The organism is Pedobacter duraquae (assembly GCF_004362245.1).
Lineage (GTDB): Bacteria > Bacteroidota > Bacteroidia > Sphingobacteriales > Sphingobacteriaceae > Pedobacter > Pedobacter duraquae.
The window spans coordinates 104029-124535 of the sequence record NZ_SNWM01000008.1; the positions used below are offsets into that span (position 1 = coordinate 104029).

General features: G+C 42.6%; 22 protein-coding genes. 16 read left to right on the forward strand and 6 right to left on the reverse strand.

Translation table 11 applies throughout. The features are described 5' to 3' along the window. Window positions 1-37: 37 nt before the first annotated feature. The 6 genes from rlmN to CLV32_RS22860 all read right to left on the reverse strand — a co-directional run bounded on the left by rlmN (window position 38) and on the right by CLV32_RS22860 (window position 5741). A complete protein-coding gene (gene rlmN, locus CLV32_RS22835; RefSeq protein ID WP_133559293.1) occupies window positions 38-1105 on the reverse strand; it encodes a 23S rRNA (adenine(2503)-C(2))-methyltransferase RlmN in 1068 nt (355 codons plus the stop codon). Between the two features lie 30 nt (window positions 1106-1135). Then, complete coding sequence (gene rluF, locus CLV32_RS22840) at window positions 1136-2125, reverse strand: 23S rRNA pseudouridine(2604) synthase RluF (RefSeq protein ID WP_133559294.1); 990 nt, start codon at window positions 2123-2125, stop codon at window positions 1136-1138. Window positions 2126-2205: 80 nt separating this feature from the next. Continuing rightward, window positions 2206-2706, reverse strand: coding sequence for a DinB family protein (locus CLV32_RS22845; RefSeq protein ID WP_133559295.1), 501 nt, complete (start codon window positions 2704-2706; stop codon window positions 2206-2208). 73 nt (window positions 2707-2779) lie between these two features. Then, the gene (locus tag CLV32_RS22850; RefSeq protein ID WP_133559296.1) at window positions 2780-3652 is read right to left on the reverse strand and encodes an FkbM family methyltransferase; all 873 of its coding nucleotides are present in this window, start codon (window positions 3650-3652) and stop codon (window positions 2780-2782) included. 10 nt (window positions 3653-3662) lie between these two features. After that, a complete protein-coding gene (locus CLV32_RS22855; protein ID WP_133559297.1) occupies window positions 3663-4352 on the reverse strand; it encodes a helix-turn-helix transcriptional regulator in 690 nt (229 codons plus the stop codon). Window positions 4353-4403: 51 nt separating this feature from the next. Further along, window positions 4404-5741: a M23 family metallopeptidase gene (locus CLV32_RS22860; RefSeq protein ID WP_133559298.1), complete on the reverse strand. Its 1338-nt coding sequence runs from the start codon at window positions 5739-5741 to the stop codon at window positions 4404-4406. Window positions 5742-5850: 109 nt separating this feature from the next. On the opposite strand from CLV32_RS22860, the gene CLV32_RS22865 reads away from it, so the two are divergent. The 16 genes from CLV32_RS22865 to CLV32_RS22940 all read left to right on the forward strand — a co-directional run bounded on the left by CLV32_RS22865 (window position 5851) and on the right by CLV32_RS22940 (window position 19833). Further along, window positions 5851-6519: a cupin domain-containing protein gene (locus CLV32_RS22865; protein WP_133559299.1), complete on the forward strand. Its 669-nt coding sequence runs from the start codon at window positions 5851-5853 to the stop codon at window positions 6517-6519. Window positions 6520-6556: 37 nt separating this feature from the next. Then, the gene (locus CLV32_RS22870) at window positions 6557-7726 is read left to right on the forward strand and encodes an amidohydrolase family protein (protein WP_133559300.1); all 1170 of its coding nucleotides are present in this window, start codon (window positions 6557-6559) and stop codon (window positions 7724-7726) included. Between the two features lie 4 nt (window positions 7727-7730). Then, window positions 7731-8672, forward strand: coding sequence for an NAD(P)H-dependent flavin oxidoreductase (locus CLV32_RS22875; RefSeq protein WP_133559301.1), 942 nt, complete (start codon window positions 7731-7733; stop codon window positions 8670-8672). A 55-nt stretch (window positions 8673-8727) separates the two neighbouring features. Next, entirely contained in the window at window positions 8728-9000 is a 273-nt protein-coding gene (locus tag CLV32_RS22880) for an acylphosphatase (protein ID WP_133559302.1), read from the forward strand. Window positions 9001-9002: 2 nt separating this feature from the next. Beyond that, on the forward strand, window positions 9003-10508 hold the full coding sequence (locus CLV32_RS22885; protein WP_133559303.1) for an oligosaccharide flippase family protein: 1506 nt from the start codon (window positions 9003-9005) through the stop codon (window positions 10506-10508). A gap of 9 nt (window positions 10509-10517) precedes the next feature. Then, window positions 10518-10952 (forward strand): dUTP diphosphatase, encoded by a 435-nt coding sequence (gene dut / locus CLV32_RS22890; protein ID WP_133559304.1) that lies wholly within the window; start codon window positions 10518-10520, stop codon window positions 10950-10952. Window positions 10953-10972: 20 nt separating this feature from the next. Continuing rightward, on the forward strand, window positions 10973-12343 hold the full coding sequence (locus CLV32_RS22895; protein WP_133559305.1) for a tetratricopeptide repeat protein: 1371 nt from the start codon (window positions 10973-10975) through the stop codon (window positions 12341-12343). Continuing rightward, the gene (locus CLV32_RS22900) at window positions 12321-13112 is read left to right on the forward strand and encodes a DUF4292 domain-containing protein (protein WP_133559306.1); all 792 of its coding nucleotides are present in this window, start codon (window positions 12321-12323) and stop codon (window positions 13110-13112) included. Before CLV32_RS22895 ends, CLV32_RS22900 begins: the two co-directional genes overlap by 23 nt. Before the next feature lie 22 nt (window positions 13113-13134). Then, window positions 13135-14388, forward strand: coding sequence for a murein hydrolase activator EnvC family protein (locus CLV32_RS22905; RefSeq protein ID WP_133559307.1), 1254 nt, complete (start codon window positions 13135-13137; stop codon window positions 14386-14388). A gap of 53 nt (window positions 14389-14441) precedes the next feature. Further along, a complete protein-coding gene (locus CLV32_RS23400; RefSeq protein WP_243732390.1) occupies window positions 14442-14825 on the forward strand; it encodes a Sec-independent protein translocase subunit TatA/TatB in 384 nt (127 codons plus the stop codon). A 10-nt stretch (window positions 14826-14835) separates the two neighbouring features. Then, window positions 14836-15051, forward strand: a complete 216-nt coding sequence (locus CLV32_RS22915; protein WP_133559308.1) for a Sec-independent protein translocase subunit TatA/TatB — start codon at window positions 14836-14838, stop codon at window positions 15049-15051. A 33-nt stretch (window positions 15052-15084) separates the two neighbouring features. Continuing rightward, window positions 15085-16521, forward strand: a complete 1437-nt coding sequence (gene gatA, locus CLV32_RS22920) for an Asp-tRNA(Asn)/Glu-tRNA(Gln) amidotransferase subunit GatA (protein ID WP_133559309.1) — start codon at window positions 15085-15087, stop codon at window positions 16519-16521. A 37-nt stretch (window positions 16522-16558) separates the two neighbouring features. Beyond that, complete coding sequence (locus CLV32_RS22925; RefSeq protein WP_133559310.1) at window positions 16559-17875, forward strand: lytic transglycosylase domain-containing protein; 1317 nt, start codon at window positions 16559-16561, stop codon at window positions 17873-17875. Between the two features lie 410 nt (window positions 17876-18285). Continuing rightward, complete coding sequence (locus CLV32_RS22930; RefSeq protein WP_133559311.1) at window positions 18286-18705, forward strand: MarR family winged helix-turn-helix transcriptional regulator; 420 nt, start codon at window positions 18286-18288, stop codon at window positions 18703-18705. Between the two features lie 31 nt (window positions 18706-18736). Beyond that, complete coding sequence (locus tag CLV32_RS22935; RefSeq protein WP_133559312.1) at window positions 18737-19159, forward strand: organic hydroperoxide resistance protein; 423 nt, start codon at window positions 18737-18739, stop codon at window positions 19157-19159. Window positions 19160-19197: 38 nt separating this feature from the next. Further along, window positions 19198-19833, forward strand: a complete 636-nt coding sequence (locus CLV32_RS22940; RefSeq protein WP_133559313.1) for an NAD(P)H-dependent oxidoreductase — start codon at window positions 19198-19200, stop codon at window positions 19831-19833. Window positions 19834-20507: the final 674 nt, after the last annotated feature.

The following is a 20507-nucleotide window of genomic DNA, read 5'->3' on the forward strand; positions in this document are numbered from 1 at the left end:
CTGCTAATGTATATCCGGACGGCCAAATAGTGGTTATTTAATTTACCGAAGTGTCGCTTTCGCCTTCTTTCACAGCGAGCTGTCCACAGGCAGCATCGATATCTTTGCCTCTGCTCCGTCGGATATTGGTATTTACTCCCTGGCTTTTCAAATATTTTGAGAAAGCATCGATCTTATCGCCTTCGGCATTGATGAAGTCTGCAAACTGGATTGGATTGTACTCAATCAGGTTCACTTTGCATGGAACGTGTTTACAGAACTTTGCGAGCTCCATCGCATCTTCAATTTCATCATTGAAATTATTGAAGACGATATACTCGTAGGTAACCGGATTTTTTGTTTTGGAGAAATAATACTTCAATGCCTCCGCAAGAGCTTTTAATGAATTATGCTCAGTGATTGGCATGATCTCATTCCGCTTCTTGTCGTTAGCAGCATGCAGTGAAAGTGCCAGATTAAACTTTACGCCATCATCTCCAAGTTTTTTGATCATCTTCGCAATACCTGCGGTAGATACCGTAATTCTTTTTGAGGCCATGTTTAGTCCATCAGGAGCGGTAAGGCGCTCGATAGACTTCAGTACGTTGGCATAGTTGAGCAGGGGTTCTCCCATACCCATGTATACTATATTTGTTAAGGGGGCGTTGTAGTTTTTCTTCGCCTGCTGATCGATCAACACTACCTGATCATAAATCTCATCAGCATTGAGGTTTCGCTTGCGATCCATATATCCGGTAGCACAGAACTTGCAGGTTAAACTGCAGCCCACCTGCGAACTCACACAGGCAGTCATCCGTTCTTCCATTGGAATCAGCACACCTTCAACGATGTTGCCATCATAAAGCCTGAAGGCATTTTTGATGGTATGGTCGTTACTGAATTGGGAATTGTTTACCTCAACAACATTGATGGCAAAGTGCTCATCAAGTTTCTTTCTAAGGTCCTTAGAAAGGTTGCTCATTTCGTCAAAGTTACGGGCAGATTTTTCCCATAGCCATTGATACACTTGCTTTGCCCGGTAAGCGGGTTCCTGCATAGTGCTGAAGTGCTGCTGCAATTGCGCTAAATCCAGCGCGCGAATATCTGTTTTCTTAGTGGAAACCATTAGGCTACAAAGGTAACCAAAATTTTAATGTTATTTACCCTTGCCTTTAAAGGGTGGCGATGGTCTGCCTTTTCCTGGTTTAGCGGGGCGCTTGGCGGGTCCGTTGGTTTTAAACCAATCTGGTGTAGCGTTGCTTGCTGCTGCTTTGCGTGAAGCACCACGTTTGTCTTCATTATTTCCTTTAGCTGCCGGCCGTTTTGTTTCGGCTCTTTTAGCTGATGCTTTTTTGTATGGGGCCTTCTCAGCAGCAACAGCGGGACCTGCTTTAGCTGTTTTTTTAGGTTTTGAAGCCGCTTCAAGTGAACTTGACTTAGCAACGAGGTTAAAAATGTCAGTCTGTTCTTCTGGCGTAAGTTCTCTCCATTCGCCCGAGGGAATTCCTTTTAAGCTAATGTTCATGATGCGTACACGCTCCAGTTTGGTAACCTCATATCCTAAATATTCACACATTCTCCGGATCTGACGGTTCAATCCCTGGATCAGGGTGATTTTGAAAATAAATGTGCTTTCCTGACTAACTTTACATTTCTTTGTCATTACGCCAAGTACAGGAACTCCTTTGTGCATCTTCTCAATGAACTGTTCTGTAATGGGTTTGTTGACGGTTACCAGGTATTCTTTCTCGTGGTTATTGCCTGCCCGAAGGATCTTGTTTACAAGATCTCCATTGTTTGTTAGGAAAATAAGGCCCTGAGAATCCTTGTCTAACCTTCCGATTGGGAATACCCGCTCGCTGTGGTTAACATAATCCACGATGTTGCTTTTTACACCGGCTTCGGTAGTACTGGTAATTCCAACAGGTTTGTTAAACGCAATTAGAATAGAATTGTCTACTTCTTTGGGATCAATGGTTTGACCGTTTACGGTTACCACATCACCAAATATTACCTGTGCCCCAACTTTAGCTTTTTTGCCATTGATAAATACACTTCCCTGCTCGATGTAGCGATCGGCCGCTCTTCTGGAGCATAAACCACTCTCACTTATATATTTATTTAATCTCGTAGTCAAATCAGGCATAGTATGGGTATAAATTGAATTAATATACAAAGAAATCAATTTATACCCATATTAACTATCAAAATGTGCAATGTGGCTGATTAAAAATTAGTTTCATCAGCGCTCGGCCCGTAACTTCCAGGGATGGGAATGTTGAGTAAACGCAGGTAAACACCCAACTGAGCACGGTGGTGAACGATCTGGCTCAGTGTTGTGCGTATAAAAGCATACTTTGGAGAGGCGCTATAAATTTCTTCGCCGTTACGCAGTGTCCAGACCTCTTCAAGGTGTTCGAGTTTATCAGGAGTTAATTCTGAAAGGCCATCTTTAAGGCTGCTTTCAAAATGCTGCATCAACTCTTCTGTGTTTTTTACATCCGTAGGATTGTAGGCATTCGCTGCAAAATCAAGCCCGTCAGTTTTGAGTGTCATGGTTACCCAGGTAGGCAACTCGGCAATATGGGTTGCAAGCATTTTGATGTCCATGCTTTTTTTGTGCGGCTTCCAGCCAAAATGTTCTGTGGGCACACGCTCCAGCATTTTTCTGGTTGTTAGGGCTTCCTGCTCCAATTCTTCGCGGTAGATGTCGATTAACGTTTTCATGATTGTTTAATTTTAAACAAAGAAAACGTGGGCTACTGACAACCCTATGTCAGTCTGATTTAATGATGTGAAATTAAATATGTTGTCCGCGGACATGAAATGGCTGGGCCTGCTGCAGTCGCGCTTCTACAAATTCAAGATCCCTGATGTAAATTGTATTGTGGGTGCCAAAATACGCGGCTTCGCTGAGCGCCCGCTTAAATGGGTCGTACTGCATAGGAGTAAATCCGAGTTTAATCAGGTTGTTGTGAATATGTTCCTCGTTGTGCCCGTACCTGCCCCCACTGGCATTGAGCTCTATAATGATTGCTTTCAGGGCTGGGTCGTTTAAGGTGTTTGTCGCGCCGCTTAATACTTCGGCTTCATAGCCTTCGACATCAATTTTAATTAGGGATGGAACTTTGCCGTAGAGCACATTATCAAGCGTGTTCACAGGAACTTCCACTACATCTGTTTCTCCGGCGGCGGCAATGTGGTTTCCTGTGTCATGTGTCCTCGTGAATTTGAGGGTGTCTTTCTTCGCTCCCAAAGCGATGTTCAAGGTTTCAGTACGTTTGGCTGCCTGGTTAATGGCTATGTTTTGCAAAAGGATATGGAATGTGGCTGGCAGAGGCTCTATAGCAATTACTGTGGCCTTTATATCCGCGGAAGCGAGAATGGTATAGCTGCCTATATTGGCGCCAATATCCACAAAAAGATCGGAAGGTTTAAGGAAATGAAGCAGGAAACCCATGTCTTCAAATTCATGCAGTCCACAATACACGTTGCCTGTGGCTCCCGTTAATCCCGGCCATGCTATGAGCTTAGTACTTTCTGTGAAGTTGCAGATGGATGGTTTTTTTGATAGTCTTGAACCCAGCTGCCAGCTTAAAAAATGGAGCATAGCAGGAATCTTGTTGGTTCTGGTTAGCGGATGACTGGCGATAAATTTCAAGGTTCTCAACATCGGGCTTAGTTTAGAAGTTTACAGGAAGTTGCGTCATGTAGCTGCCTAGGGGGATATGGGTATCAATGTGGAAGGGTTCTTCTGTGACATTGATGCTGTTGATCCTTGAGATCTTAAAGTCTCTATAGGCACTTCGTTTATGGCACCAGGCAATAAGGTGCCAGCCAAAGGCGTAAAATATAAGGCCGATAGGTTCTATGGCCCGGCTGCTAACATCCTGTTTTAAATCTGTATACCCAATGTTGATGATTAGTTTGGCTGAGATGGCCTGCTGTAATACTGACAGATGTTCGAATTCATTGCTGACACAGGGTGGAAGCTGGATCTTGATCTGCTCATCGAGTTGTTCCAATGACGTTTTTTGAGTACCCTTGAGTACAGATTTTACCTTGTTTAGCGCTGAGGTGTACTGCGTTTGTATAGACTGGTCAGCAAAACCCGAAACCAGTCGCTCCATAAGCAGTAGCGCATTAGCTTCTGAGTTGGTAAAGGAAACAGGGGCAAGGAAGTATCCTTGTATAATAAAATATCCTTTATTTGGTTCGAAGCTCAGGGGAACACCTTGCTCTGTTAAGGACCGGATATCGCGATAAACTGTTCTGATACTGATCTGATAATGGTCAGCAATTTTTTCCGCAGAAACATACTTCCTGGATTGCAGTAAAATTAAAATCCCTAAAAGTCGGTCGATGCGGTTCATGCTGTTTCAAGAGCTTTTTAAGCCTGAAACAAATATATCAAAACAGTTTGATTAGTTTGCCCTTACCCAGCCAATCTCTTGTGTTGCATCCCTAACCATATAAAAGTCCTGATAACTCCCTAATACATCTACAGTAGCGCCCGCATTTAGGTTCTTTTTTACGGCTGCCACATTTGCTGGTTGATCGAAAAGCTGTTGTTGCATTTGGGAGAGCTTTATCTTCCGGATAGCTTTTAGTACAGGATTCAGATCACGACTTCTCAGAAATCCGGTCCTGCCATCTGGTAAGCTTACTTTATAGAGTTCTGCTGCCGCGGCATCGATATGCACTATTGTGCCGGCAGCAAGCTTCTCGCGCGTCTGACTATTGCGTTCAGGTCCGCTTGTCAGGTTGGCGGATACTGCCGTGCGGGAGGTCGCGTTAAGCTGAGCTAGTGCTGCGGTTATTGGTGCGGGTGTGGGTATTGCAGGATCGATAAAAGGTAAGGGATCTATGGCGCCAGAATTGGTATAAATGCCGAAGTGAAGGTGTGGCGGGGTAGTCCGCGCATTTCCGGTGTTTCCCATAAAGCCGAGCGTGTCGCCGGGTGTTACCTGCTGACCTTCTCTAGCCAGCTGCTCATCCAGGTGTGCGTAGTATAGCGAGTAATCTTTTCCTGAAGGATGCAAAAAGACGACTTTCCCGCCCAGGGTATTTTCATTTACGCGTGTTATGGTTCCTGGAGCACTTGCAAGTACGGGTGTACGAAAGGTGGAAAAGATATCTACACCCTCATGCCTGCGTGCATTGGCGTCCCGCCCGTCGCCCCAGTAGCTTTGGATCTGATTTCGGCGCATCGCTTTTATAGGGTTTTTGAGAGACGGTCCGGTGGTGATTTCCAGTGTGTAAGAACCACTTTTTAGTAGTTCTGGCTGCAGGCGAAGCATGTACTTTGCCGTTTGATCTGCTTCAAAAACTACCGGGTTATTGAGCGTATCTGCAGCTGCAACCCTTTTTGGACTATTCCCATCACGGAGCATCCAGATGTCTACATAGATCATAAAATCTGTTGCAGGTGTTTTGCTAAGCTGCAAGGTAATCTGCTGTCCCCTTGTCGCATCAAAGCTGTATGTAACTGCTGGAATCCGTTCGGCAGCAAAGTATCCGCTTTCGCGGTACGGTAATCTGATCGCAGAAGGTTGCGTGAGGCTTTGCGAAGATGCGCTGATCCAGGCTCTACCCATAGCAGTGTGATCGAGCCCTGCAGCGCTTAGTTTCCGCTGGTAGAGCTCGTGTGGGGTGCCGGTTTTAAATAAATTTAATGGCGCGGTTTTACAGGAATTTAAAAATAATGCCATTGCGATACCGCAGAGTACTAGCTGAGGGGTTTTAATCGTTATAATTTTCATAGGTGCTTAATAGATACATTTTTAGAATAAAAAATGTTTTGCTTTATTTTTGGTAGTCAGGCCTATATGCTTGAAAAACTAGCAATTTTTGTTTAGTTTTGTAAAACTCATGTTAGACAACAATTCCGATAATTCGCCGTCCACTGATGGAAACGATAATAGTAGAGGTTTCGATCACGAGGCCTTTATAGACTCGGGTGTTTTGGAACTTTATGTCTACGGTATTGCCTCGGATGATGAAGTTAAAGCTGTACATGCTGCGCTTAAGTTGTCAGGCCATGTGCGTGAAGCGCTTTTACTTATAGAGCTTGTTGCTGAAGAACTTGCACAGCTTGACGCTGTAGCTCCAGATCCAATTATCAAACCTTTTCTGTTATCTACAATTGATCTGCAGGATCGTATGATGGCGGGAGAAGTGCTGTTGGATGCGCCTTTACTAAATGAACGTTCGGTAGCTTCGGATTTCAGCGTTTGGCTGGATCGGGGAGATATCGTACCCCCTGCAGAGATAGATGGTATATTTGCTAAAATTATAAGCGCTAATGCGACGGCGATGACTGCTATTGTCTGGATTACGGAAATGGCTCCCCAGGAAGTGCACCACGACCAGTATGAACGTTTCCTGATTTTGGAAGGTACCTGCGATATTGTTGTTGAAGAAAACATTTATCCCCTCCAGGCCGGTAATTTTTTCCAGATTCCCCTGCACAAAAGCCACGAGGTAATCATCACGTCAGAAATCCCTTGTAAGGTTATTTTACAAAGGGTAGCCGCATAATTTGTTCGATTGGCTTGTATAGCCGTACTTTGTGCCTATGCTGACTTATATTGCTGCATCAAAAATTTATCCTGTTACATCAGCACCTTTAGAAAATGGTGTGCTCGCATTAGAGCCTGATGGTACTATATCGGCTATTTATTCGGCCGAAGCATTTGCCAGACTCAATAAACCAGTTGTTTTTTTTGAAGGGGCAATAATTCCTGGAATGGTCAATACCCATTGCCATCTGGAACTTTCGCATTTGCGCGGGAAGATAGCGCAACATACCGGGCTACCGGCTTTTGTGGAACAGGTAATCAAATTCAGGGGGTTCGACGAAGAGGCTGTGCTTCAAGCAATGGAAGCAGCAGATCAGGAAATGCGTGACAATGGTATTATTGCCGTTGGTGATATCTCAAATCTTGCCGCCTCAAGGCCTGTTAAGCTAGGTAGTGATCTGTATTATTACACCTTCGTGGAGGCCATGGGCTTTAACCCGGCGAGGGCATCAGAAATTTATACTGCTGCGGCGGCACTGAAAGTTTCATTTGAACCATTAGATGCGTCGGTCGTGCCACACGCACCTTACTCTGTATCTACAGAGCTCTTTGGGCTGATCAAAGCGGGGGCGGATGCTGGAAACAGTCTGCAAACTATGCACAGTCAGGAAACGGCTGCAGAGAACGAATTTTTCGAAAGCAAAACCGGTGCTTTCTTGCAGCTCTATAATTTTCTGGGTCTCGATCTTTCCTTCTACATGCCATCAGGAAAATCGTCACTGCAAACCATCTTGCCAAAACTAAGTAACGGGAAAGCTTTATTGGTACATAACACAGAAAGTAACTTATCAGATATAGGCTATGCCAAACAGCAACACGCAGATTTGTTCTGGTGCCTTTGCCCAAATGCCAATCTGTTTATTGAAAACAGGTTACCCGATGTACAGCTGCTACGCGATCAGGGACTAAAAATTACGCTCGGTACGGATAGTCTTGCAAGTAATGCCGCGCTGAGCATCTTAAAGGAGATGCAAACACTACAGGAAAAAAAGGCTGTTGATTTTGATACGGTCCTTTGCTGGGCAACATATAACGGTGCCGAGTTTTTAGGCATTGATGCACGATACGGAAGTATCGAAGTTGGTAAAAATCCCGGGATTGTGTTGCTTGAGCATTTTGAACAAGGAAAGATAACTGACAGCACCACGGTAAAAAGATTATTTTAGCGCTATGAAAAACCGCATTACCGATTTATTCAAGATTGAATTTCCAATTATACAGGCCGGCATGGTATGGTGTAGTGGCTGGAAGCTTGCTGCTGCTGTTTCTAATGCTGGCGGACTCGGAATTATCGGTGCAGGATCTATGTATCCTGAGGTACTGCGAACTCATATTCGAAAATATAAAGCGAACACCAGCTTACCATTCGCGGTGAATGTACCTTTGCTCTATCCAAATGTGGCGGAAATTATGGATGTCCTGGTAGAAGAATCGGTGCCCATAGTCTTTACCTCTGCGGGGAACCCCTCAACCTGGACAGCCTTTCTTAAAGAGAAGGGAATAGTAGTGGTGCATGTGATTGCGAACACTAAGTTTGCGTTAAAGGCAGAAGCATCAGGTGTGGATGCTATCGTAGCCGAAGGTTTTGAGGCGGGTGGTCATAATGGGCGTGAGGAGACCACAACAATGTGCCTGATTCCAATGATCTTTGAGGCCGTCAAAATACCTGTTATTGCTGCAGGTGGAATAGCAAGTGGAAAAGCCATGCTAGCCGCTTTTGCATTGGGCGCTGAAGGGGTGCAGGTAGGCTCTGCATTTGCAGTTGCTGAAGAATCCTCAGCACATCCACATTTTAAGGAAAAGATTCTGGATTCTGCCGAAGGCGATACAGCACTGCGCATGAAGAAACTTGTTCCTGTGCGATTGCTTAAAAATAAATTTGAGCTAGCAGTAGGTGCAGCCGAAGCGGCAGGTGCAGACCGGACCACTTTGATGGAATTATTGGGCCGCTCCAGAGCAAAATTAGGTATGTTTGAAGGAGATATGGATGAAGGGGAACTGGAGATCGGACAGATTGCGGCCATGCTTAGGCAAATTCGGCCTGCGGGAGAGATTTTCCAGAAGATTTGGACGGAATTTTTGGAAGGTAAAAAAAGGTTAAGCACGCTATAACCTGATTTAGATAAAAGTACATGAAACATGATTAGTTTCATACAAAAACATTACGATGAAGCATATTGATATTAGAATAACAGGTAGGGTACAAGGTGTATCTTTCCGTGCAACTACTAAGGCTGTAGCCGACCAGATGGGCGTGCGGGGTCTCGTGAGAAATGAAAAAGACGGCTCTCTGTATATTGAAGCCGAAGGGGACGATGTATTGCTGGAGGTTTTTCTGGAGTGGTGCCATGAAGGTTCCGACCGCTCAATTATAGAAAATGTAAACGTCACCGAAGGGGTATTAAAGAACTACCAGAACTTTGAAATCGTAAAGAAATAAGCATGTCGGTTTTTAAGAAATTTGCCGGGCAAACAGCTGTGTATGGTTTAAGCACCATCGTTGCCAGGCTGCTTAACTTTATCCTGACACCCATATTTACCACGGTGTTTAATCCCGCAGTTTACGGGATCTTTACCAAGATGTATAGTTCTGTTTCGCTGGTCAATGCAGTATTGGCATTCGGCATGGAAACTACTTATTTCAGGTACCTGAACAAATATGAGGATCGAAAACACGAGGTATACAATAATTCTTTCCTGACCATCCTAGGTGTTGCCACTATTTTCCTGATTGCGGGTCTACTTTCTGCCACCACTATTGCCAAGACGATGTTGAATGGCGATTACAGTCAGCTGCAGGATCAGACGCGTTATGTGAAATATTTTATCTGGCTCTCTTTTGTGGATGCGGTGGCTGTTATCCCTTTTGCGAGATTGCGGGCTGACGGGAAACCTTTTAAGTATGCGATTATCAAGATCATCAACATTGCAACTTTTGTTGGGCTAAACCTGATCTTCCTGTTCCTGATCCCGATGATCATCAAACAGCATTTAGCCGGCGCCGATTGGTTTGCTTCCTGGTACCGGTTTCAATGGATCGGATATGTTTTTATTGCTAACCTTACCGCCAGTGTAGTGACGCTATTATTACTGCTGCCACAGCTTCTGCAAGTCAGGTTTAAATTTGATACCGCTCTTTTTGCCAAGATGTTTTCTTACAGCTGGCCCATCCTGGTAGCCAATTTATCTTTTATGCTCAATGAGAATCTGGATAAGCTGATGTTGGGAAGTTATCTGCCCGATGCAATAGCAGATCGGGAGGTAGGTATTTATGGTGCTGTTTGTAAGCTGGCTATTTTTCTGAGTATCTTTATTCAGGCTTTCAGGCTCGGGGCAGAACCCTTTTTCTTTAGTCACGCCAAACAGACAAATGCCAGGGAAACCTACGCTACTATTTTGCAGTACTTCGTGATTGCGCTTTGTGTGATTTTTATAGGATTGATTGCCAACATCGAAATATTAAAGCATTTTATTCACGGTAAAAACCATGCTATGCAGCTTGAATACTGGTCGGGTCTTCCAGCTGTACCTTTTCTATTGTTTGGTTATATGTGCCTGGGTATTTATATGAATTTATCTATCTGGTACCGTTTATCAGATCAAACGCGCTTTGGACTGTATATTTCAGTGATCGGAGCAGTAATCACTATTGTACTTAACCTGGTGCTGATTCCTAGATTCAGTTATATGGGATCGGCCTTTGTGTCGATGATCGTCTACCTGGTGATGATGACCATCTCTTATCTGCTGGGACAAAAATACTATCCAATCCCTTACAAATTAAACAGGATTATAGCCTACATTCTTTCTTCAACAATGCTCGTGAGTCTTTCTTTTTGGGTATTCCACAGCAACATTTATATCGGAAACGGGCTGTTGCTTATCTTTATAGCCGCCGTAGTGTATTTCGAAAAGAACAATATCAAAAACATGTTAGCTAAATCTTAAAATCGTTTTATGAAAATTAATATCATCAACAAATCAGAACACGCTTTACCTCAATATGAAACTGCACATGCTGCGGGAATGGATATGCGCGCTTTTACACCTGCAGAAATCGTAATCAAACCCTTGCAACGCGTACTTGTGCCAACAGGTTTACACATTGAACTTCCTGTGGGATACGAGGCGCAAATCAGGCCGAGAAGCGGACTGGCGTATAAGCATGGTATTAGTATTGTAAATTCGCCGGGTACCATTGATGCAGATTATCGCGGAGAAATCAAGGTTTTGCTGGTTAATCTTTCTGATACTGATTTCGTGGTAAATAATGGCGACCGTATTGCTCAGATGATAATTGCCAAACATGAAACAATTACCTGGGAAGCTGTGGATGCCTTGAATGAAACTGCCCGCGGCGAAGGTGGCTACGGACATACCGGTAAGCAATAATCAATGTAATTTCCCTCCTGATGAGAAAGCTAGTATTTGGTTTGTTGTTTTTTGGAATGCTGCATGTAAATGCCCAGCAACTGCCAGATGCTGCAGGAAATAATCTGATCAAAACGCTCTTCTTCTCCGGTCTTCGGGATAAGCTCGCAGAGAATTATGCTGGTGCAGCAGAGAGTTTTTCCAGGATTGTAACCCTGGATCCGACCAATGCTGCGGCCTTTTATGAAATTAGTGTCCTGAACTATCGCCAAAACAAACTTGTTGAAGCAGAAAATGCGATCAAAAAGGCTGTAGCACTAAATAAAGAGAATGTATGGTATTGGAAAACACTCGCCGAAATTTATAAACGTAAGGGTGACATGCCCAGGCTGGTGGAAGTTTTTAATGAATTGATCCGCCTGGATCCAAACAATGATGCCTATTATTTTGACCGCTCTAATGCATATGCTATAGCGGGTAAATCTGACGAAGCACTGAAAAGCTATCAGGAGTTGGAGCAGAAATTCGGTCCTTCAGAGAACCTGAACAAGGCCCGTGCAAGATTAACGGCCGTACAGGTTACGCCGGGTGCAGGTGATCCGCCGCCCATTGGAGAACTTACAGACAGTAGTGATCCGAGGCAGCTGATGAATATTGGCGACCGACTGTATCGGTCGGGCGACTTGCGTGGTGCTGAAACGATGTACCGTAAAGGACTCGTGTCCGGAAAACGTACATATCTGCTTTGGGAGAAGTTGCTCAATGTCCAGACGCTGCTATCGGCACATGGCGAGACAATAAAAACGGCGAATGAAGCACTTGCCTTATATCCAAATCAATCGATCCTGTATTATTATCTGGCATTTGCACAGCATAGACTCGGAAAAAATGAAGCGGCACAATTGAATATCAAACAGGCAACGGAACTGGGATCCGACAACCCGGAACTTCAGGGCTTGGTGTACGCCCTCCAGGCAGAGATTTACATCGATACTGCAAATTATAAAGCTGCACAACTTTCTTTTGAGAAAGCACTGACTGCTGCTCCCGAGAATTATCTGATTGTTAATAATTATGTTTATTATTTAGCGTTAAGGGATCAGGAACTTGGTAAGGCCGAAAGCCTGATTGCTAAAGCGGTAAAAGCACAGCCGGGGAATCCATCTCTTGCAGATACTTACGCTTTGGTTTTGTTTAAGCAGAAAAAGTATAGTGAAGCGAGAAAATGGGTGGAACAGGCACTACAAAACAATGAAGCAAATAATGGTGTTTACCTGGAACACTATGGGGATATCTTGTTCATGCTAAATGAACAGGAACTTGGCTTAAAGCAGTGGCTCAAGGCACAACAGAATGGTAATGATGCGGAAATCCTGAAAAGAAAGATCAATGAAAAGAAGTTTATTAAATAAAGCATTGTTATTAGGCATGGTCGCGCTTGCTTTCGCCTGTAAAACTAAAAAAGTTATCGTCCCAACACCCGCCCCACCGGTGGCAGTTGCGCCTACAGTGGATAAAAGAGGAGAATACATCAGTTTATTGAAAACTAAAAATATCAATTTTAATACCCTTGCCATGAAAGGGAAAGCAAATCTGGATCTGAATGGCAATACAAATAACGTGAGTATAAATGTGAAGATGGAGCGCGACAAGAAAATCTGGCTAAGCATCACTGCCGTTCTGGGTATTGAAGTAGCTCGGGCTGTAATCACACCGGATAGTATATTTGTATTGAACAAATTGCAAAGCACGTACCTGAAAAAGCCACTTAGATATATTTACGGTTATACCAGTAAAGAAGTTAACTTTAAGATGCTTCAGGATGTGCTTACAGGAAATGCCATTGGTAGTTTTTACAATCCCAATGCACAGCTTGATGTTAATGATGGACTATATCAATTAAAAGGAAATCAAGGTAATCTGGCTTTTACAATACTCTTCAATACTTTATTGAAACCAAAAGAAACCAATCTGAATGATGTGGTGGCGGCTCAGGCTTTAAAGGTAGTTTATGCCGATTATCAAAAGGTAAATGAATTTGTTTTTCCTACGGCGATTAATATCAACTCTATGTCGGGAAGGAGGAAAGTAGCTATTGACCTCAACTTTTCTAAAGTAGAATTGAACGTGCCCGTTGACTTTCCATTCAGTGTTCCTAAAAGGTTTGAATTAATAAACTAATTTTTTTTATACTTTTGGAATAATGAAGTTATACAAATTACTCTTGTTTCTTTTTCTGGTTACAGCAGGTTCTGCTGCTTTTGCACAAAGCAGTGCCCAATTGAAGCGAAAAAAGGAAGCCTTACAGCGCGAGATTGAGTTATTACAAAAGAATTTAAATAAAACTGCCAGTAGTAAGAAGCTGACTTTAGGAGAGATACGTACGTTAAATGCGAAGATCAGCCTGATGCAAAATAAAATAGGTGTGATCAATTCGGAAATCAAGAATCTTGATGGGCAGATCCATGAAAATACCAATACGGTGCATAACCTTCAGGGTCAGCTTGCGCAGTTGAAAAAGGAGTATGCCGGCATGATCCGTTTTGCACAGCGGAACAGGAATGCTTATGATAAGATGATGTTCATTTTTGCAGCTAAAGATTTTAATCAGGCCTACAAGAGAATTAAATACCTGCAGCAATTTGGTCAGTATCGAAAGAAACAGGCTGATTACATTATGGGAACGGAAAAAAATCTGAACTATAAAATCGTCATACTTGATAAGAGCCTGAAAGAAAAAAGTAACCTCCTTAAAGAGCAGGAAAATGAAAAGCAAAAACTTGGAAAGAACAAGTCGGAGCAAAGCGTGTTTCTGAATCAGATCAGTAAGCAGGAAAAACAATTCTCTAAAGATATTGCTGCGCGTAAAAAACAACAGGCGGTTATTGATAGAAATATCCGGGATGCGATTCAGCGGGAGATAGCGCTGGCGCGTAAAAAGGCAGAAGAGGAAGAACGACTGGCTGCGGCAAAAGCAAAGGCAGAAAATAAAGTAGCGCCGGTAGTTAAAGCTAAAACCAGTACTAGTTTACTAAACGCTACGCCGGAAGCAGCGAAGTTGTCATCAGCATTCGAAAATAACCGCGGCTCCCTGCCATGGCCGGTAAGTCAGGGTTCCATTACAGAGCATTTTGGGCGTCATAAAGTGGGCGAAGCCAATATCGATCAGAATGGCGTGAAGATCGAAACTTCAGAAGGAGCGAATGTAAGAGCGGTATTTAATGGAAAAGTTTCTACGATCAGAAACTCTTTGGGCAAATACTTCGTAATCATTAGGCACGGAGAATATTTCACGATTTATCAGAATCTGGCATCTGTGAGCGTTAGTGTAGGAGAGACTGTCTCAACCAAGCAGTCGATAGGTGTTGTAGGTACCTCAGATGATACTCCCGAGCTGGATTTCCAGATCTGGAGAAATACATCCCCACAAAATCCGGAGGCATGGATTTCAAAATAAACCTTTAAGGTTTAAAAATGTCTATATTTGTACACGAATTAAACATACATAAGATGTATACAGTAACATTATTAGAATTCTTGAATATGGGTGGGGGCGAGATCATGCTGATCATGGTTGTCGTATTACTTTTATTTGGTGGTAAAAAATTACCTGAATTAGCCCGTGGGTTAGGAAAAGGTATTCGTGAGTTTAAGGATGCCTCTGAAGGCGTGAAGAGAGAAATCCACAGGAACATTAATAGCGTAGATATTGTTGATGATGTAAAATCTACTTTTAACACAGATACTACAACACCAGCACAGACCAGTTCACTGCATGAACAAATGTATGGCACGGCTGCTCAACCTGAAGAGGTTGCTGCGGTAAAAGAGGAAACTCCAGAACCAGCAGATACGCATGCGCAACCAATACAACTAGAGAAAAAATCAATTTAACTAAAAATTTATGTTAAACACAAGCTTATTAGCTGCCTTGGGTGGCCCGGAAATCGCAATTATCCTGGTAATTGTATTATTGCTTTTTGGTGGTAAAAAAATTCCAGAACTTATGCGTGGCTTAGGTAAAGGCGTGAAAGAATTTAAAGATGGTAAAGACGGAACCGATTCTTCAGAGTACGATCGTGACCGCACTACTACTACTACGCCTAACAAACCTTTATAAGGTTTTATTTAACTTATTAAATCCATACTTTCTTTGAAGAAGTACAACTCTTTAACAGAGATCCAGGAACTTATTGCACAGCAAAAACTCAGCTTGCCTGATTTGCTGGACTACTATTTTGAACAAATAGCAGCGTCTGAACACCTCAATGCATTCAATGAGGTGTTTTTTCTTTCGGCGAAAGCCCAGGCGCTGGCTGTACAGGAAAAAATAGATAGGAAGACCGCAGGGAAACTTGCGGGCATGGTGATCGGTATCAAAGATAATATCTGTTACAAGGGACATATAGTAACTGCCTCGTCAAAAATGCTGGATGGATTTGTTGCACCATACTCTGCTACAGTGATCGAACGATTGCTTGCTGAGGATGCGGTAATTATCGGCCGACTGAACTGCGATGAGTTTGCTATGGGGGGCTCTAATGAAACGTCGTACTTTGGTCCCGTAAAAAATGCTGTTGACAACCAACGGGTATCTGGTGGTTCTTCTGGTGGATCTGCTGTTGCAGTGCAAGCGGATCTTTGTCTGGCCGCTTTGGGTACAGATACTGGTGGCTCAGTAAGGCAGCCTGCTGCTTTTTGCGGATGTATTGGTTTTAAACCTACCTATGGTAGGATTTCCCGTTATGGCGTAATAGCTTATGCTTCTTCTTTTGATCAGGTGGGAACTTTGACTTCGTCTGTTTCTGATGCAGCCATACTGATGGAAGTGCTTGCAGGTGCGGATACACACGACAGCACGGTCTCCAATAAAGATGTCCCTGCCTACAGTACCTTGCTCAACGAAGGAAATCCAAAGCGTATTGCTGTGCTGAAGGAAACAATGGAGAGCGAAGCCCTGGATCCTGAAATTAAATCAAGCATTGAACAAGCTATTGCGTTGTTTAAGGAACAAGGTCATGAAGTGACTGAAGTTTCGTTTGATTTGCTTGAGTATCTGGTGCCGACTTACTATGTACTGACAGCTGCAGAGGCTTCGTCTAATCTATCCAGATATGATGGTGTGCATTTTGGGTACCGGAATACATCGGCCAAAAGCCTGAACAGCTTGTATAAACTTTCACGTGCTGAAGGTTTCGGCACTGAAGTTAAACGCAGGATCATGCTAGGTACCTTTATTCTAAGTGCGGGTTATTATGATGCTTATTATCAGAAAGCACAAAAAGTAAGGAGACTTATCCGTGAAAAAATGGAAGTGCTGTTGTCAGAATATGATGTTGTACTCCTTCCGGTTACGCCAACACCAGCTTTCAAAATAGGGGAAAATATCAAAGATCCATTAGTCATGTATATGGAAGATATCTTTACCGTACTGGCAAATTTGACCGGAGTTCCCGCAATTGCGATTCCCTTGGGCAATAATGCAGCAGGATTACCGTTAAGTGTTCAATTGATCTCCAGGCACTTTGCTGAAGAGACCTTGCTGTCATTGTCAAATAGTTTCTTAAATTTAGCAGTCGATGTAGTTTAAAACCCGCTAAAGGGTAAGCGCATTGCAGTAAATGCCTATGAAATCAAACATACTCCTTTATAGTTTCCTGGTTCTAGTTCTACTGAGTGCTTCGGGTTTCGCCCAACAAAAAAATACCAACCTAGATTCTGTTCCCAAGGCCGGATTGTTTTTTCAAAATCCAGGCAATAGAGATACTACCATAGTGCCGTTGTTGGTAGATGCACCCTCTTTCTACAACTATAATTTTGTGTATAAAAAGCGACTGGATTCTATCCAGAAAGCTGTGCCAATGGATTATAACGAGTATGTGCATAAATACATCGATGTATACAGCAACCGCAAAGACATGATTGGCAAGATGCTTGGTTTATCGAGCTATTATTTCCCAATCTTCGAACAGGCACTTAAAGCCTACCACGTTCCTGACGAGATTAAATACCTGCCAATAATTGAATCGGCCATGAATCCTCATGCGGTATCTCGAGTTGGGGCTACCGGTTTATGGCAATTTATGTTCAGTACCGGCAGAGGATATGGATTGAAGATGGACAATTTTGTTGACGAGCGTAAAGATCCTGTGCAGGCAAGTTATGCTGCGGCGGCCTATTTTAGGGATGCATATGCAGAGCTTGGTGACTGGCTTTTGGCTATTGCAGCGTATAACTGTGGTAAAGGCAATGTGCAAAAAGCGATTAACAAAGCAAACTCCAGAGATTTTTGGCAGATCAGACCATACTTGCCCTTAGAAACACGTAATTACGTGCCTGCATTTATTGCTGCAGTATATATTATGAACTGCCCGGCCTTTCATGATATCAAAGTGCAGAAATCTTTAATGGCAGCAAAAACTGACACGATCCAGGTGAACAGATTTGTTTCTTTGGACTCACTTGCTATTGCGTTGCATATGGAACAGGAAGCATTATGTGGACTGAACCCATCTTATAAAAAGCGAATTGTTAACGGATCTCTGGAAACACCGAAACGAATTATTATGCCGGCTGTAAGTTTGGCCGATTACGCGGTGATTTATGATGTGCTTAATAACAGCACAGTTTCAGGAAGTATGGAGGTGATTTTGGCGGCGAATGATGACCGCCGTTTAAAACGTAAAGTAAAGGAAGTACCCCAGCGCAGTGTTGCTTATCATAAAGTTACCCCGGGGCAGAATCTTACGGCTATCGCTAATCAATACAAGGTTGAAGTTCAGGATTTGAAAGTATGGAATAAACTGAAAGGGAATAATATTGTTCCTGGTCAGAAATTAATAGTTTCCAAAGACGCCTCACCTGGCAAGTCTTCTACGCATAATCCGAAGTATCTTTCTTATCAAGGAGAGAGTAGCCGCCACCAGGGGACAGGAAAAATGTAATTTGGTTTTAAGCGGCGTTATAAACGCATGATATAAATAATGAGTCTATGCCCCGGTATCTCCCAGGGCATTTTTTTTGTCTCTTTTTTTTATGAGTCTACTTCAAGTCCACAGTGAGTCCACAATAAGTCCACTGTTTTCGATAGATAGGTGGAGTCATTGTTTATACAGTATGAATTTGATATGCACTATCATCAGGATCTTTCAATAACGAATGATTATCCCCTGGACAAAATTGAATCTTTTTGAGATCGTGTTTCTGGTAATAGCTGTTGAGAGCGCAATACAGGTAATGATATCGATTGTTGTTGGAATAACGCAACATATAAATAACCAGGTAATGTAAAGATGACTTATGTTTCACAAAATTGTATTGTGCACAATGTATATTTGTCCTTTAGAATTTTGAAATGGAAGATTTGTTAAAATTGGAGCATCAGGTATGTTTTCCTGTGTATGCTTTTTCCCGGGAAATTACCAGTCTTTACCGGCCGTTGCTGGACGAGATGGATCTTACGTATCCACAATATTTAGTGATGCTGGTGTTGTGGGAAGAGAAGGAGCAGACCGTAAATCAGTTGGGCGAAAAATTACATCTTGACAGCGGAACACTAACTCCGCTATTGAAAAGACTAGTCTTGAAAGGTCTGGTTGGCAGGATTCGAAGCAAAATAGATGAACGTGTGGTCTTAATATCTTTAACCGAACTGGGCGTGGGAATGAGAGCAAAAGCACAATGCATCCCAGGTAAGATCATGGAAACTATGGGACTTTCTATAGATGAACTGCTAGTATTGAAGGGAATTATTAATAAAGTTCTCGCTAAGTAACATTCAAATAAATAAACTCAAATATTAAATAATGAAAGTATTGTATACAGCAGCAGCGACTGCTACAGGAGGCCGGAATGGTCAGGTAAAAAGTGATAACGGTGTTTTAGCTATTGAAGTAAGGATGCCTAAAGCACTGGGTGGTTCTAATGATGATTATACGAATCCGGAACAATTATTTGCAGGTGGTTACGCTGCTTGTTTTGATAGTGCACTAAACCTGGTTATAAAACAAGGAAAGTATGAGGCTGGTGAAACTAGTGTTACTGCACAGGTAAGCCTTGGGCAGATCGATAATGGCGGTTTTGGATTGTCCGTTGAACTTGACATCAATATTCCTAATGTAGAGCTTGCTCAGGCTGAGGAGTTGGCAGAAAAGGCACATCAGATATGTCCTTATTCAAATGCAACCCGTGGAAATATAGCGGTGAAGATATCAGTAACAAACAATTAGTCGCCACTGGCGTTTTTGATCATAAAATAAATTTGACTATGTCATTATTAGAATCACTACAGTGGAGATATGCCACTAAAAAATATAATCCCGCAAAGAAAGTTAGTCAGGAGGATATTGACAAAATTGTAGAGGCGGCCAGGTTGGCGCCAACCTCTTCTGGTTTACAGCAATTCAGGGTTTTGGTGGTATCCAATCAGGATATCAAGAATAAGTTGAGTCCGACGGTGCTTAACCCTGAGGTTATGGTGGATTGTTCGCACGTGTTGGTATTTGCAGCCTGGGACCGTTATACTGAAGAACGCATTGATCAGATTTATGCCCGTACAACAGATGAAAGAGATTTACCACGCGGCAGGTTTGACAGTTATACGGATAAAATAAAAGGATTGTACCTGCCGGAAACAGCAGAAGAAAATTTTGTTCACACCGCCCGTCAGTCTTACATAGGTTTTGCAATGGCTATTGCGATGGCTGCAGAGTTGAAGATTGATAGCACACCTGCTGAGGGTTTTGATAGTGCTTTAGTAGATGAGGTTCTGGATTTGAAAGCTAAAGGATTGAAAAGTGTTACGCTGTTATATTTAGGCTATCGGGATGCAGAAGGTGATTGGTTGGCCAGCATGAAAAAGGTGCGTAATCCAACTGAAGAGTTTGCCATCGAATATAAGTAGGTAGGACTTTTAAATCAGTAGTAACTAATAACGGCTGTATCATCTTCCAGTAGATGACGCAGCCGTTGTAGCTTTATAATAATTATAGCTTTCTTTTCATGCTGTAGGCTCGACTTAGCTTGTGTGCATAACAAGAATCTTAGATGCTTTACGTAGGGAAGATTCAACGCTGGTGACGCCGATCGTTGTTTTTACTGATATAGTATGTAATGCAGTCAGCCAATTTTTAGGATATTTTGAATTAATATCAGGTAATACGCGACCCTATCAATGAACTTTTCTTCTTTTTTTCGATTACTGTGGTGCTTTCATCTTAGATTTCCGGAGCTGGGTATTCGCTTTTTGTGATTTTATCTTCAACGTTATTATAGTATAAACGTTCTTGAAAGATTAATAAAAGTCGATAAACCAAAGATTGATACGTTTTGTTTAAAATAATTCAAATTTCTTTTGTTTGAGAGACAGGGCATTAGGGTTGTGTGTTAGTTAAAGGTTAACAATAAGTTTGGTGGGCGGGAATATTTTCCTACTTTTGCATCCCGCTTGGGAGCAAGGGGAACACGGTTTGATATTGAGTGAGATTTGAAATAAGGGTAGAAAAAGTTGATGCTGGGTGTTTTAAACACTGAAAATAAAAATCAAAAAAGATTTGCAGAAACAAAAAAGATTCCTAC

What these genes read in the sequence shown, in the direction of transcription:
- CLV32_RS22865 (WP_133559299.1), top strand. Translation starts at nt 5,851, where the DNA reads ATGTTAGACAACAATTCCGATAATTCGCCGTCCACTGATGGAAACGAT.
- CLV32_RS22860 (WP_133559298.1), bottom strand. Translation starts at nt 5,741, where the DNA reads ATGAAAATTATAACGATTAAAACCCCTCAGCTAGTACTCTGCGGTATC.
- CLV32_RS23400 (WP_243732390.1), top strand. Translation starts at nt 14,442, where the DNA reads ATGTATACAGTAACATTATTAGAATTCTTGAATATGGGTGGGGGCGAG.
- CLV32_RS22915 (WP_133559308.1), top strand. Translation starts at nt 14,836, where the DNA reads ATGTTAAACACAAGCTTATTAGCTGCCTTGGGTGGCCCGGAAATCGCA.
- CLV32_RS22935 (WP_133559312.1), top strand. Translation starts at nt 18,737, where the DNA reads ATGAAAGTATTGTATACAGCAGCAGCGACTGCTACAGGAGGCCGGAAT.
- CLV32_RS22930 (WP_133559311.1), top strand. Translation starts at nt 18,286, where the DNA reads ATGGAAGATTTGTTAAAATTGGAGCATCAGGTATGTTTTCCTGTGTAT.
- CLV32_RS22875 (WP_133559301.1), top strand. Translation starts at nt 7,731, where the DNA reads ATGAAAAACCGCATTACCGATTTATTCAAGATTGAATTTCCAATTATA.
- CLV32_RS22925 (WP_133559310.1), top strand. Translation starts at nt 16,559, where the DNA reads ATGAAATCAAACATACTCCTTTATAGTTTCCTGGTTCTAGTTCTACTG.
- CLV32_RS22880 (WP_133559302.1), top strand. Translation starts at nt 8,728, where the DNA reads ATGAAGCATATTGATATTAGAATAACAGGTAGGGTACAAGGTGTATCT.
- CLV32_RS22940 (WP_133559313.1), top strand. Translation starts at nt 19,198, where the DNA reads ATGTCATTATTAGAATCACTACAGTGGAGATATGCCACTAAAAAATAT.
- CLV32_RS22900 (WP_133559306.1), top strand. Translation starts at nt 12,321, where the DNA reads ATGAAAAGAAGTTTATTAAATAAAGCATTGTTATTAGGCATGGTCGCG.
- rluF (WP_133559294.1), bottom strand. Translation starts at nt 2,125, where the DNA reads ATGCCTGATTTGACTACGAGATTAAATAAATATATAAGTGAGAGTGGT.
- CLV32_RS22850 (WP_133559296.1), bottom strand. Translation starts at nt 3,652, where the DNA reads ATGTTGAGAACCTTGAAATTTATCGCCAGTCATCCGCTAACCAGAACC.
- CLV32_RS22895 (WP_133559305.1), top strand. Translation starts at nt 10,973, where the DNA reads ATGAGAAAGCTAGTATTTGGTTTGTTGTTTTTTGGAATGCTGCATGTA.
- CLV32_RS22905 (WP_133559307.1), top strand. Translation starts at nt 13,135, where the DNA reads ATGAAGTTATACAAATTACTCTTGTTTCTTTTTCTGGTTACAGCAGGT.
- CLV32_RS22855 (WP_133559297.1), bottom strand. Translation starts at nt 4,352, where the DNA reads ATGAACCGCATCGACCGACTTTTAGGGATTTTAATTTTACTGCAATCC.
- CLV32_RS22885 (WP_133559303.1), top strand. Translation starts at nt 9,003, where the DNA reads ATGTCGGTTTTTAAGAAATTTGCCGGGCAAACAGCTGTGTATGGTTTA.
- CLV32_RS22845 (WP_133559295.1), bottom strand. Translation starts at nt 2,706, where the DNA reads ATGAAAACGTTAATCGACATCTACCGCGAAGAATTGGAGCAGGAAGCC.
- rlmN (WP_133559293.1), bottom strand. Translation starts at nt 1,105, where the DNA reads ATGGTTTCCACTAAGAAAACAGATATTCGCGCGCTGGATTTAGCGCAA.
- CLV32_RS22870 (WP_133559300.1), top strand. Translation starts at nt 6,557, where the DNA reads ATGCTGACTTATATTGCTGCATCAAAAATTTATCCTGTTACATCAGCA.
- dut (WP_133559304.1), top strand. Translation starts at nt 10,518, where the DNA reads ATGAAAATTAATATCATCAACAAATCAGAACACGCTTTACCTCAATAT.